Below are 14,273 nucleotides of genomic sequence, written 5' to 3'. Positions count from 1 at the left end.
CATCGGCGTACCGCCTCTTTATCGTATTCACCATGGGGATAAAGGAGCTTGAGCAAACCTGACACTGTTCGGCGAACAGCAATAGTGTCACGCTGGTTAAGGTTATTACCCAGCTTGAAGAACCTGTCGATGGCGTCGGAGAAGCTTCGTTTGCGCATCTCTCGCATGAACTCTGCAAGATAGTCAGTAATCAGGCCGTACTGATTGGTGAAGAACTCAGGTCTCATCTTGGGAACTTCCCAGCCGGGGATATAGGCATGGAAACGGTCAAAGAAGGCGGAGTCGATCATGGCTTCAGGGAAGGGGGCCAACAGGTGGCTGGTCTTTACCAGGGTATCGACAGGTTGATTGATATTGCCGACAAACACCATGCTGGCAGATGCTGAAATGGCATCACGGCCTCTGGCAAAGGAGCCTGAGGCCATATAGTCTTTCATGATCTGTACACCGTCCTTGTCCTTAAAGGAGATCCCTGCGACCTCATCAAAGGCGACAATATCCCAAAGACCAACCAGACCCACCGTTCTTCGTGCCATGTTGTAAAACAGGTTGGCGACAGTCGTCTGGCCGCCAGAGATCAGGATGCTATTGGGACTGACCTCTTTGTAGATGTGGCTCTTGCCGGTCCCACGGGGCCCAAGTTCACAGACGTTATAATTGTTCTCAACGAAGGGGATCATTCTAACCAGCAGGTGCCACTTCACCCGCTCATCGAGAGTGGATGGCTCCATGCCGGTAGAGCGTAACAGTACATCCAGCCATTCCGTTTCGGTGAAGCTTTTTCTACTCTCGAATAGCTCATCCATATCCATATTAGGCATCTGGATAGGTTTTAGGTCACTGATGGAGAAGGGTGAGCCTTTCTGGCCCTCCTCAAAAAAGTAGTTGATGGTGACAATACACCAGATACCGCCAGCCAGTAGCTTCTCAAACTGCTTGACGTAGCTGGCAGAAATTTCGGCATCCTTCACGCCGAGATTGGAGAGCAGGGCTTCATAGATGTCACGTTTTTCATTCAACCGGACAGTAATCTTGTCGATGATCTTGTAGCTGCCACGTTCTCTGATTTTGGATTTGACCTTCTCCGCCTCGTCTGGCCGTACATAGTTCTCTGCAAGAATGCGCTTTACCGTCTCCATGCCGTCCCGAATCACTTCATCATCATCTGAGGCGCAATACATGCCCAACAGGTATTCCAGCACGTAGATGGGGACATTCGCTCCCTCTTTGACGAGCTTGGTCAGGTCTTTGCGAACGACCTTTCCGGCGAAATGCCGATTCAGCAGATCGTCTACACTGGTGTCGATTGATTCAGAAGTCATTACTAAATGCCAAGTCTATAGTTACGTCAAAACGTGCCTCATCCACACCTGTTTCCTGATTGCGGAGTATCAGCTGGTAGGTTTTGTTCTTGTGGAATTGGCGGTTCTCCAGTGTCAGTCTAATGGGCTTTTTCCACTCGTTCATGTCGGAAGAACTGCTATCGAATGTGATGGTTTCGACATTGGTTACTGGCTGTTCGCCATCAAACACGCCAACGCGCAAGGTAATGGGTTTCAAGCGTTCACTCACCGCTTCGGTTTGGATCAGTCTGAAGCGATGGTGGTTGGTGGTGATCTTGAATTTGCTGCCCAGTACGCTGATGCCAATCGTGCGTGTTTTTGTGCGTTGCGCCTTTTTGCCGCGTTGGTGACGCACACGAATGACAGGGACTATGACCTCTTGTGGCATTGCTCCGCCATGAACGAATCGTGATCCACCCACAAAGTGAAACCGATTGAGTCCCTTGGGAATCCAGAAATCCATGTCGCCAGAAGCTGTGGCAGTGGTGTTTGTAGAACCACGGAAAGCCTTTTCATGCTCCGGTAGATCCCTGCCAAGTAGATAACGCTTCTTTGCCAGTAGGGTGCCCGTAGGTTTTTCACCCAGTGCATTCTTCTCAGTTTGGGTAAGAGGGGATTCCTGGAACAGAAAGCCGTGATCGGCTGTGATAATGACATGATGACCATTAAGGTTGTTGATGATCTTAACTGTCAGGTCACCGACTTCGCCGATGGCCTTGCGTACTGCATCGAAGGTATGAGACTCGGTTGAATGGCTATCACCGATGGCATCGATGGTATTGTGGTAGACGTAAACCACCCGATAGGGTTTGACGAACTCCCGGCCTTGCGTTTTGTTCATGGCCATGAAGTCGCCTGCCTTGATAGCCACACCGTTTACCGAGTCAAGGGTCTTCCCCCTCTGCTCCAGGCTGGAGCAGGGCAGGCCGTCTACCTCAATTGCACCTTTGGTGTTGTAGGCGAGTTTCTGGTGAGGCAGCAGCGCTGCCATCCCAAGCCCAGTATAAGAGGGCAGTACGCCGAGTTGAATGCCCAAATCAGCCGTCATTCGGTAGCGACCATTTAGCTCGCCGGCCAACTCATGGGCGGCCTCGTATCGAAATGCATCGCTGATAACGACGAAGACTCGTCGATCAGCCGATTTTTCGAGTACGGGCTGTACTTCCTGCTGAAAGAAACTGTGCTGATTGGGAGTGCCGGGAATCTTCCATGCCTCCAGCAAACCGGCCTCAAGTTGTTGGTTCCATGCGTGTGCCAGTTTTGCCAAGTACCCATTGAGGTAGGCATCCTCAATCGCCGCTCTTAGACTCTTCAGGAGATCCCAATTTTGAGCTTCCGCGTAGTCGGCTAATTCACCAAAGCACCGATAATGAAGATCGAATAGGAATAGTTTGTTGGCGTAGGCCTCAACTGCCTCAGCAGCATCACCAAAGCTGAAGCCGTTGGAAAACTCATTCAGTAGGACAAAAAACTCGGCAGCCTCATCCAGTGCCTGATAGACGGCATTGAGTGCTGTGCGTGGTGCTTGCTGAGTGCTGGGCAGTGAGTTCCTGGCCCAGTAACCGTCTCGGTGAGTCCGGGAGATCTCATGGACATCAGAGACATTGATGGCATGTTGGGTCGAGAGGATTCGGTCCCGAAGAAGACGTAGCAGGGCCTTCTCACAGAGAAGAAAGGTCTCCACTAGTGACAACGTGTCTATGTCATAGCTATCGAGATGGGCATCCAGTTTGATCAGCTCGCCGATATGGGTGGAAATCCGATCATACGAAGCGCTTCGCTTGCTGCTGTCCCGCCATTGCGCCAGGCAGACAACAGCATTGGCTATGTTGTTTCTGCTGAGTACCAAGTGTTTCAATTCATCCGGCAGCGCCCCGCCTATGGACTGACCAAAATCGGTGATCATCAGACGGATCAGCAGGTTCTTGAGAGATGGCGAACTCTCTTCATAACCAAAACCCTGTTTGATGAGAAACCAGAAACTCTCTTCAACATCGTATTTCCCCAGATCCCCCCAAAAGGGCGGAAGCAGGTCAGGGTTACCCTCTGGAATGGCGTTGAATATCGTGAGTAGAACTTGGAACATGTCGGCCTGATCACAACGAACCAGGACGGCGATGATTTTGCGGTCAATGTCGAGTGCCAAATCTTCAGCAGTAATTAACTTTTTTACCCGAGACATGCGCTCCTTGCTGGCAAAAAACTTTCCACGTTTGGCCAGGTGGGCACGCAATGACTGTTGGGCCAGGCCCAATTCGCTGAGCAGGATCGAGGCGCGATCAGCCCGGAACTCACGGCTGTAGAGGTAGATGTCCAGCAGCCAGTCTGACTCCAAATCTGGCTTTTCTGCTGGTGAGTAGAGTAGAAAATGTCTGTTGGGCTCTTCTTGCTCCACGCGCATCTTGATGCCCAGGGCTGGTTCTTTATCCAGACGCAACAGAGACACGTCTGGAAGTGTCAATTCCTTCAGCGACTCTTCAAACTCTCCATCCGGGTCGTACCAAAAAACGATGCGAGACTCGCGCTGGAATATGTCGGTGAGTTTTTCGCTGATTCGGGATGTATCCATGACTATGTTGCTTTAATGTCGTGGTGAATCTTCTTTAACCGACCATTGCCGACTGAGGAGATAGACGGGTTCATAGAGTATTTATAGCCGCAGTAAAATTCTGCTTAAAGTCGTTAAAACTGGGCATATCGATTCGATTGAGATCAACTGCACCGTTGTATATTCGTTCAAACCAATCTTCCTGGCCCAAGTGTTTCCCCGTTGCATTATCCAATTGTCGCTTGAGCGGGTTGGGTGCAGTGTCATTACCTGACTCATTTTCCAGATTGGCGCAGTGCTGGTAAGGAGGGTTTTTTACGGCACACAACAGCCATGCCTCTGACTTTGGTTTGGGAATCATGGGCACGCCTGTAGCAAAAGCCTCTATTTCAAAACCGCGCTTCATCGAATTACGTTTATCTTCCCATTCCCCCCGTCCTTGGCTGCGTGTGCCGTCCGAATCGCGAAAGAGGACAGCGATCACTGTGTCGTTTTTATCTTCCGCTAGTTCTTTGGCAGCAACGGCGAGGGCACGGGCGTTGCGTTCAAAATATTGTGTCTCTTTGGGCTTTTTTCGGCCCGGCAAGGAGGGGGCTCTGTTTTTGCGAAGACTTTTACCGCTTCGACTCAGATTTTGCTCCGGGATAAAGCGGATAGCTCTGTATTCTATAGGTGAGTATTCATGTTGCTTCTGAACCAACTTATCGACTATGCAAGCCATTGGGCCAACACGGAATTCTGGGAGCTCACAGTAATCAACTGGCATAGTACAGGTGCCAATATCCGTCGGTCCTTCACCGCTGAGTAAAAACCACATATTGTTGCTCAGCCTTTAGCCGGTTTTGTGTTGATTTGTGAGACCAATGTGACCAGATCGGTATCTACAAACACCTCACCCGGTCCCATGGCATTAAGTTTTTCGGCCATGCCGGGGATCTGGAAGAATGGAATGGCCTGCGTGTGACCCTGGGGTGTTTTGTATACGAGCAGCACGCCCTGGGTCGCGACTGTATCCTCCAGATAGTTAAGGATCATCGGGCTGTGGGTAGTGACCATGACCTGCTGGGGTGCATCTACCAGCCAATTGACCAATATTTCAACCAGTTCGGGGTTGATGCCGTTCTCGATCTCATCGAACAGCAAAAAGTTGTGCTCAGTCTGGATTTGGGCGGCGATGGCCATTACGCGCAGCAGTCCGTCGTTTATATGCCGGGCTTCGGTGGTTATTTTTTTGTCGCCATACTGCTCGATGACACTCAGTTCCTTCCAGCCTGAGCGTAGCGAACTGGTGGAAACAAGCGAAAGCGATGGGTATAGACGCTGCAGATGGTCGAGGAGTTTGTCCTTGTTGTCTGAATCAAGCTCATGGATAAAGGCCGATAGCCGCTCGCCCCCCAACCCCAGGTCTTTCCCTGATGCCCGAGACTTTTTGCGTAATGCCGCCGGAGAAAGCAGATCCAGGGACTTCATTTCCAACATCTGTTGGCGTATCGCCCTGAGAGGAGCGGGTATCTGGCTTCCCTTGAGCTGAGAGAGGATGGAGCCTTGATACTCGAAGACGATGGGGTGAGTGGTTTCTCTGCTGCTTTCCCCGGTAAGGTGGGCGATGGTGTAGTGCCCCTCGACTACGTTGAGTAGATTCCGCTGGCCCACGCGCACGCTTTCGCGGGTGCAGTTCAGTTTGGCGCGGTTGATGCTGCCGCTCCAGGTGATCTCTCCCCACTCTTTGTCTTCTATAACCACCTCAAAATCGATGTTGCTCTTGGTGGTGAACTTGGATTTCAGGTCAGCTTTTTCCCAACCTCGCTGATCCAACCACAGCGACAGGTCACCTGCCATTAGCTGAGAGAGAAAATCCATGGCCTGTAGGATCGTCGACTTGCCAGCGCCATTCAGACCGATCAGGCAAGTGAACTTGGCGAGGTCGCATTCAAATCCAACCAGTGATTTGAAGTTATCGATTTTGAATTTTGTAATCATGCTGTCCAGTATCTCATGTGAGTTCTTCACTATGAATCATTTGGCTTCTTACCAGTGATGGACTTTACCTCAGCCAGCAGGTCACCGAATTTTCCGTAGTTGACCTTTACGCCGTCATCCAGATCCAGGGGGATGCGCTGGTCGGCGTAGTGGCGGAGTTTTTCATCGAAGCGGGCGAGTTCTTCACGTTGTTTGACGAGTTTGTCTTTCTGTTTTTGCAGTTTGTTGCGGTTGGCGGTGGTGCTGGCTGCTGTGATGTCTCCATCGAGTTGGTCGATGCGGCCGGTGAGGCGCGATTGCAGGGGCACGACGTACTCCATGCGCATACGGGCGAGGGTACCTTCGTTATAGCGGTGTAGGTAGACCAGGCATTCGAAGGCCTTCTGTTTGCCGCTGGAGAAGAGCCAGTAGATGGGGCGCTTTTTATAGGTCTTCAGGTGGTCTTTGAAGAACTTGGCCGACAGATAGCGACGGATGGTTTCACGGCTTGCCTCGTTCTTCTTGGGTGAGAGGTTTTCAGCCAAGAAGCTGAGGTTCTCTTCGAGGTGGGCCGCATCCCAAGCCACTGAGATGAAATCAACGAGGCGATTGGCTGCATCGTCGGTAAACCAGTCGGTGTCGGTGAGTGGGATGATGCCGTCGTCATCAGCGGGGAAGGTGGTGTATTTGTTTGGAGAGAAACCCTCATTGCCGCTGTGGGCGTAGATGAGGCCCGGTGCATCCAGGCTGTAGCGGCCCATCATGCAACCGATGGCGTAGGAGATCAGCTCCTGCATGCTGTCCTGGCGGAAGCGGGTCCACTGCTCCTCTTCGTTGAGTTTGCCGCCGTAGCGGTAGGCGGGGTTCACCGTAAGGGTGATCTGTGACAATGGGACATCGGGGGTGAGCTCGTCCGCCAAGCCGTAGGCGTCAATGAAAAGGCGGTTGTTCTCCTCTTCGAGGTGCTTCATTTCGGCGATGGTGTCGCGGTTCTGGGTGATCCAGGCGGTGTAGCTGGATTCGAGGGTGGGCGTGGGCTCGGAGGAGGCCGTCAGGAGGGGGAGGGATTGGAAGTCCCAGGAGCGTTCGTAGGCGTTCCAGTCAAGAGTGGAGATAGAAACGCAAGTATCAGAAATCCTAGTGAAATCGCTGGCCCAGGCTTCGGTTAAGTATGGAATCTGATTAAAGTAGCCAACATCAAAGTGCATTGTTGGGCAAAGAAGTTTTATTACTTCACAGACAAACTTACTGTTGCAATATGCGAGAAGGGCAGCACGCCATTTTTCATCTCCGCCAAACGCAGAATGCCCTACGTTCCCATGTATGAAACCGGCTGGATACCTTCGAAAGGAACTGTCTGATGATGTGACGTCAGACCAACTGACCGATGGTTGAAAGTAGTATTTCTCCGAAGGGCAATGGTTTCCGCTTTGCTTTAGTTGATGATACGAACCGATATCAAATCGAATTACGTACTCGTGATTACCAAACCACCGTCGAAACTCACCGCCTTTGTTAAATGGAAACCATCTCGAATCACCACCCTGAGCTTCACGCTTGTCGATGTAGCCAAAGCCGACTGTCCCAAAGCCGGTCTCGTGCCACCGCCTCAAGAATCGATCATTGTCTCCAGTTGCCATACCTTGTTTGGCGATTGCGTACTCTCGCAACGACCTAGACTGGTCGAATAGATTTCTAAATCGTTCCGTAACCCAGTAAGCGATTGGACTCCCGGGGATCTTGCCGAACTCATCTTGGGAGGCCTCAAAGAACCAGCCACAGTTGCGATTTCGAATAGCCTCAATTGTCTTCGGGGCTTGGTTGTTTGTACCGCGAAAATTTGAGAGCCGGATATAGCAAGACTGCTGCCCGCTCACATGACCTTTCTGGAGCGTGTAGGTGCAGATCGGTACGGTCGCGCCCTCGAATCCCGAATACTCGAGTTGTATGAGGGACGTGATGGTCTCTCTGTCGATAAGACGAATACGTAGATGTTCATGACTTGAAAGGAACATCCAAACGAATGGAGACATAAAACCGAGTCGACCGTGTGGCTTGCTGAATGCAAGGTCTCGGTTGATGAAGGCCGAGAAGACATCTTTCTCGTAGCCTTTGTAGTTATCCTTGAGGAATTTCTTTAGGGTTGGGATGTGATACTTGCTACCTATATAAGGCGGATTCGCCACCACCGCGTCATACTGCGCCGCCAGCAGCTCGGCCTGCTGCACCAGCGGTCCCAAGCGCTTGAGCGCCTCCGCCACAAAGAGGTCCTGGCTGGTCGCCTCGCTCAGCTGCTTCAGCGCCGGCAGCTTCTTCGCCAACTCCTCCGGCACCTGAATCAACGACCCAAACGTCGTCGCATGCTCGAACAACCGCTTCAGCTCCGTGAGGTCCCCCGGCTTCAGCCCGTAGTCCGAAAGCTCCACTCCATTTACCAACACCTCAGCATCAAACCTCGCGCTACCCGCCAGCGCCATCACATTGAGCTTCACCTCCCGCTCAAACAGCCGCCGGTCATCCGCCCGCCCCTTCATCATCAGCGCAAAGCCCGTCAGCTGCGCCGCTCGTTCGTCGATGTCGAGGCCGAAGAGGTTTTTCTCCAAGACCAGTTGCGGGACGTCTCGTTGTCGATAACCGCGCTCCAGGTAGATGGCCTTGAAGAGCTCATAGGCTTCCACCAGGATATGACCGGAGCCACAGGCTGGGTCTATAAGGGTCAGATCCTCGGGATTTAGGGAGTTTGGTGTGATGGCCGCGAGCTGCGCCTTGACCTCATCGGTCTGCTCGGCGGGCTCGATGTAGTAGTCCATCTGCCCTTTGAGGGGCGACTGGGGATAGGTCGCCAGCCACTGAGCACCCAGCGAGTTCTGCACCATGTACTTCACAATCCAGTTGGGCGTGAAGAGCTGGGTCGCGGCCGGAATGTCTTCCGACTTCACCACCTTGCCGATGACCTGATCCTTCTTCTCTGAGATGTAGAACTGATAGAGCCAGCCGATGATCTCGACTTCTTGCCAATCTTCTTCCGGGATCTCGTCTACCAGTTGGCGGATAAGGGAGTTGGTCTGGGTGAGGTTGTCGGGTAACAGCAGTTCGGTCTCGTCGTCGATGGCCTCGAACAGGAAGGGCATGGCCTGATGCAGGGCGCGACACTGGCCCAGGAGTAGCTCCCGATAGAGTGCTTCGTCTTGGGTGCCGTCCAGCTTGAGTTCGATGATCTTGTTCTTGTCGAGACCGGGGAGATCCACATGCTCGGCATGTTTGAGGATCTCGGGTAGTGGGTTGCCCGCTGGGTGGCTGAGTACCCGATAGGTGTGGTCGAGATACTCATGCAACTCCATGTAACGAATAGCGGCAAAACGGTTAAACCAGGTATAGGCAGTGGCTTCTATGGTCTGCTGATAACCCTGGTTTTGAATGCGTTTTTCCAGTTTTCTACGCTGTAGAGCAATACTCTTTGGGAAGGCTTCTCCGCCGATGAAAACCAGATCGCCTGTCTCCTGCATGGGTTGGATGTTGTCTTCTTCGATACCGAAGCGTGCTGCACGGCGTGTCACGGCATTGATGAAATCGCGGCGGGCCTGGGGAGCGTACGTTTTGATTTTATTGGTGTTCATGATCCATCAGCGTCAGAGGTTGCTGTGCCAGGGTAGACGTCAATCCGAGACCCAGTTTTCAACGGATAGATCGGGTACTCGTTGAAACTCACGTAGGTTATTGGTCACCAATACGGCGTTCATGCTTCGTGCATGAGCGGAAATCAGCAGGTCGTTGTTGCCAATAGGTGTACCCTGTTTTTTTAATAATGCTCGGATGTAACCATAATGTCTGGCGGCATCTTCATCCAAAGGATCAATCAGTAATCTTCGGGTAAAGAGTTCGAGCTGTTCCCAGCGTATTTTCTTCATTGAAGGATCGCCATTCTCGATTCCGAAGCAAAGCTCAGCGTAGGTTATTGATGAAATACAAATATTCTTGATGGCTTTGAATTTATGCCGCAGCCTGTCTGAACGGTTTTTTAGCACGTATATGCAAGTATCCGTGTCAAGCATGTACATTAGTCAAAATCTCTCTCTTGTGGCGGGGCATCGGAACGTACCTTCAGGAAATCATCATCAAACGCGGATTTCGTATCGAAAAATTCATCCCAGGTTGGTTCTTTTTCGGAGATTATGACGTTGGCGCCTTGTCGGGAAATGAAAACCTCATCCGTATTAAAGCGGTATTCCTTTGGTAAACGGACGGCCTGACTTCGACCATTCATAAAGATCTTTGCGAGTCGTGTGCTCATGGTGGACTCCAACTGGTAGAGATATATACCATAAAGTATATACCGCACTTAATAAACCGTAAAGTGGAATTATAGTCGGGGAGGATAGTGATCGAAGCCGCCAATTCCCTAACGAATCTCCACTCGCTCATCGGCATTGATGGCCTTCTCCAATGTTTCGCGAAGGTCTTTCAGAAAGGCGTCTATCTCTTCCTGGGTCTCCAGGTAGGATTTTGCGGACAACTGGGAGGGTTTCACAACACGTATTTTTTTGACATAGGGTTTGGGTTTGTTTGGCGTGTCGGCGACCTGCTTTTTTATCGCCTGATCGATCTTGACGATGGCATCATCCGCCAAGTCGCTGGCCTCTTCCTGAGCCTGGAAAATATGGGCAATGCTGTCTTGTGCCACTACCTGGCTTCTGGGTTGTTGCAGTGGATAGAGTGCGGCATTGCGCAGGTCTGAAGCCGCTTTGACTGCGTTCAGTTCGTCATTCACCTTGGCAACGTGGGTGTCGATACGCTCCAGTGCATGGGCGATGCGTTCACTGACGACCTTGCTATTGGCTTCTTCAACGGTCTGAATCAGGCTTTCGGCATCTTTAATCAAGCCATAGGGTGTGGCTGAGCCAAGAATGGTCTCCATTTGTTGGAGGGCTGCGGCTGTCTGGGTATCGCGTTCCAGCCACTTTCGGTTGAGTTGAAAGCGGCTTTGGGCAGTTCGCAGTTTGTCCCAGGTGGTGCGCTGGGTGGCGTAGAAGTTATCCAGGTCGTGGATCTCTTCAGACAGATTGAGCAGATCTTTTTGTCGCTCGAGGGTGGTAGTGATCAGTTCAAAACTGGTGTTTTCGGCCAGCAGTTTGTTCAGAATACCCAGTCCATCCGCGATTTCGCTACTGCCGGGGTAGTTGCCGGTCTCGGTCAGCGCCTGGTAGTTGCCCAGGTTTTTCTGCCAGCCGTTGAGGTTCTCTTTCAGGAACAGGGCCAGCGGGTCTTCACCATCCGGGGCGATCTTGCCAAAGGCGTCCTTGGCCAGTTTACGCGCCTTTTGCAGCAGGCCGGTATCCACGCTCTTGCGCTTGGTGACGGTGATACGCCGCCATTTTGCCGGGGTAGAAAGGGCTTCAAAGATCTTGTTACTGGAGAGGATGGCTCCATCCATGGCCAGGCTGACGTCGCCTTTCATGACCAGGCGGACAATGAGCAGTATGACCTCCCAGTCGGGCCAGCCAAAGGGGATGCGCCCAAAGCGCTCTTCTACCAACTCGTGCAGGATGATCTGGCGATTATGGGCGGCAAGCAGGGTGACTATGGTGAGCACTTCGTTGAGGGCCTGTTCGTTGGATTGACTCGCCTCCAGATCGAATCTCAGATCATCGACGTCGGTTGCAGACAGCACGGCCTTGATCTCGGCCTGGATATTACTGGAGAGATGTTTGAGATAGCCCAGCTTGTTGAAGGTGTTGCGGACGAGATAGCTGACAGCCTCATCCAGGGCGGCTTTGCCTGAACTGGATTTTGGCTGAACTGACTGTCCGGCGGCGTAGAAACTGCCTTCTTTCAACAGGCGTTCCAGCAGGCTGACCAGGCGTTGCCGCCGCTCACGGTTCTCCTCCAGGCGTTCATTGAGGATCTTTATTGTGGTGGTGCTGGCGGTGCCGTCTTTCTTGCGGGCGACGTACTTATCGGTTTGCAGGTAGGTGCGCAGTTCGCGGCCCAGGGTTTTGTCGTCATCCAGTTTGATGATGACCTGACCGTTTTCCGTGCTGCTCTTGAGGATGCACTGGGCCTCGTTGCACTCAGTATACTCATCCGCCATGGGGGTCAGGACGGAGACGGTAAGGCCGCCTTCATGACGGTTGCCATGGGGATGGGCATCGCAGCTGCGGTTGAGCTCAAAATCTTTGTTGTTGTCGGGGAAGCGGTGTTTTCTCAGGCCACCCAATACCTCATCAAAGACCAGTTCGCCGAGGAACTTGGCCTCTTCCGGGCCGTTGAGATCCACGTCTTTTATCTCACGGCTGATGTCGCGTTCCTCATTGGTGAGGAAGAAGAAGTTGTCGCCGTTGCGGTTGATGAGAGTCTGACCTTCCAATCGCTGCAGGCCAGCTTCGATCTGCTGCTTGAGACCGAGGCGGTCAGCATCGATGCGGTCGATGAATAGGGTGACCAGGTTATCGACGTTGCCCTGGATCTCTTCCACGTAACGGATGAGAAAGAGGGTTTTCAGTACCAGGATATCGAAGGGTTCCAGTTTGCTGTTGCTGGTTGCCTGTTCGATGGTGGATTTGACTATGCCCTCCAGGAAACTCTCGATGGAGGGATAGAAGCGGTGTAGGGGAACCAAAACACCCAGCTCTTCATTTGAGACCTGTACAGCAGCAGACTGGAAGGCATCGAGCATGGAACGCTCGCCTCGGGCGAGGTGCAGGCCGGTTACACCATGTTTGCGGATGGCTTCAAAGATCTTCTGCACCAGCTGGAACTGATAGGGGGCAAATGGGTAGACGTTGAGGAAATCGGTGCCGTCCGCATAGGCCTTGAAGCTCATGCCGGTGTTGGAGAAGCTGAGCTGGTTTTTGAGGATGTCGGCCTTATCTTTATAGAGGTTGATCAGTTGGGCCTGTGCATCATCGGTTTTTCCCAACAACCGCTTCTGGATGACCTCATCCACATTGGCGCTTGAGAGAGTGAGGCGGGTTTTGAATCGCCCCTGGATCTTGGAGAAGTCGTTTGCCTTGGAGGCGCGTACTTCACCGATGACGGCATCGATGTCTTCCTGTGAGGTGACGACGACCCAGGCGCGACCCTGACAGGCGGTACCCAGGTTCTCCACGATGGTTTGGAGGTTGAGCATCAGCCGGGTGTTCTGGCCGATAAACTGTCCCACCTCGTCTACAAGGAAGACCAGGCGATGGTTTGGGCCGCGATTGTCCAGGTACTCCTTGACCCACTTGGCCAGGTTTTCCACGGAGAGGTGGAAGTCCTGTTCAGATTTGTCGAACCATTTCTCAGCAGCGGATTTACTTTGGCCGAGTGTGGAAGAGAGAGCTTTTACGACTTCGTCTTGTCTGAAGTGGTAGGCGTCACGCTCGTTTTCCCAGTCCACACCTGCTGCTTCATGGAAGCTTGTCTTGAACGCCTCCAGTTTGCCCTGGCTATCCAGGTAACGTTCCATGTGGGCGATATGGGGGTGGTCGCCGCTATAGCCGAGCTTTTCGTTCAGTACCTTGAGGAAGACACGCAGAATAGCGTGTTCATCAGCGCTGTCGGCCTTGCTGTCGATATTGAACAGAATGACATCGCAGTCGGAGTTTGTGGCGCGTTTGATATCGCCTGCGAGCATGGCGTCCTGGATCTTGCCATCAAAGAAGTCGATAGCCTGCTTACGCTGGTCTCTGTTTTCGACTTCCCGGTTCTCTAACAGATAGGAGAGAATCTTGATGAAGTGCGACTTACCGGAGCCAAAAAAGCCGGAGACCCAGACACCCACCTTGCCGCTGATGCTGGGATCGTTGTGGTTGTCGAGGGAGTCAAGATAAGAGCCGATGAATTTGCGGAGGTGAATATCCAACTCTTTGGTAACCACATATTCATCCAGCTCCTGCCAGACAGATTCATCGTCAGACTGGTCGGCCTTGATGACGCCATTGATGGGGCGGTCGATGGCTTTTATGAACAACTCTTTGATGTGCATTGTTATTTTCTTCCTTAATCAACCAGTCGAAAGGCCCGGTAGTAGGGTTTGTCCTTGAGCAGGCCGAACAGTCTGAGACTTTGTCCGTCGTAAATGCCGGGATAGAAGAGTACCAATGGTGTATGGCCTGTGAGTGCATGCAGGTTATTCAACAGGTTGTGTGTGCGTAGCAACGGGTAGGCGCTACCCACCCCGGTGACCATTATCAGGTCGTTTTCGTTGGGTTTGGCGGTGCTGATAAACTCGTCGGCTAAGCGGGTTGGGTCCAAGGGTGCTTTCAGGGCATTGAAGATTGCGTTGTCACCCTTGGTTCGCTGCATCATCAGGGCACGGTCGTAAATCTTGCGCTTCTTCAGATAGCCGATGACCAGATCAAAGAGGTTGATATGGCTGAAGCGGAGATCGCTACGTTTTTTGGGAATTTGATCGCAAAGGAACTCCACATGCTGGCGTACCT

9 protein-coding genes are annotated in these 14,273 nt (G+C 52.3%); all 9 read right to left on the bottom strand.

The annotated features are described in order from the left end of the window. Positions 1-1,322: protease Lon-related BREX system protein BrxL (gene brxL, locus G9Q73_RS00045; protein ID WP_177417924.1), on the bottom strand; the 1,322-nt coding region annotated here is incomplete at its 3' end. Continuing rightward, the gene (gene pglZ, locus G9Q73_RS00040) at positions 1,312-3,912 is read right to left on the bottom strand and encodes a BREX-1 system phosphatase PglZ type A (RefSeq protein WP_177417923.1); all 2,601 of its coding nucleotides are present in this window, start codon (positions 3,910-3,912) and stop codon (positions 1,312-1,314) included. The genes pglZ and brxL, both read right to left, overlap by 11 nt. 70 nt (positions 3,913-3,982) lie before the next feature. After that, complete coding sequence (locus G9Q73_RS00035; protein WP_177417922.1) at positions 3,983-4,708, bottom strand: hypothetical protein; 726 nt, start codon at positions 4,706-4,708, stop codon at positions 3,983-3,985. Between the two features lie 8 nt (positions 4,709-4,716). Further along, positions 4,717-5,871, bottom strand: coding sequence for an AAA family ATPase (locus G9Q73_RS00030; protein ID WP_177417921.1), 1,155 nt, complete (start codon positions 5,869-5,871; stop codon positions 4,717-4,719). 29 nt (positions 5,872-5,900) lie between these two features. Next, on the bottom strand, positions 5,901-9,467 hold the full coding sequence (pglX, locus tag G9Q73_RS00025; protein ID WP_177417920.1) for a BREX-1 system adenine-specific DNA-methyltransferase PglX: 3,567 nt from the start codon (positions 9,465-9,467) through the stop codon (positions 5,901-5,903). A 39-nt stretch (positions 9,468-9,506) separates the two neighbouring features. Further along, the gene (gene vapC / locus G9Q73_RS00020; protein ID WP_177417919.1) at positions 9,507-9,908 is read right to left on the bottom strand and encodes a type II toxin-antitoxin system tRNA(fMet)-specific endonuclease VapC; all 402 of its coding nucleotides are present in this window, start codon (positions 9,906-9,908) and stop codon (positions 9,507-9,509) included. Continuing rightward, positions 9,908-10,141, bottom strand: coding sequence for an antitoxin (locus tag G9Q73_RS00015; RefSeq protein WP_177417918.1), 234 nt, complete (start codon positions 10,139-10,141; stop codon positions 9,908-9,910). The genes vapC and G9Q73_RS00015 overlap by 1 nt, the downstream gene beginning before the upstream one ends. 108 nt (positions 10,142-10,249) lie before the next feature. Then, a complete protein-coding gene (gene brxC / locus G9Q73_RS00010; protein ID WP_177417917.1) occupies positions 10,250-13,816 on the bottom strand; it encodes a BREX system P-loop protein BrxC in 3,567 nt (1,188 codons plus the stop codon). 14 nt (positions 13,817-13,830) lie between these two features. Next, positions 13,831-14,273 (bottom strand): DUF1788 domain-containing protein (locus tag G9Q73_RS00005; protein ID WP_177417916.1); only part of this gene is annotated, 443 nt, incomplete at its 5' end.

The organism is endosymbiont of Lamellibrachia barhami (assembly GCF_011947365.2).
Classification (GTDB): Bacteria; Pseudomonadota; Gammaproteobacteria; order Chromatiales; family Chromatiaceae; genus QGON01.
The sequence above is the reverse complement of the archived record's forward strand: the minus strand, read 5'-3'. Positions and strand labels throughout refer to the sequence as shown.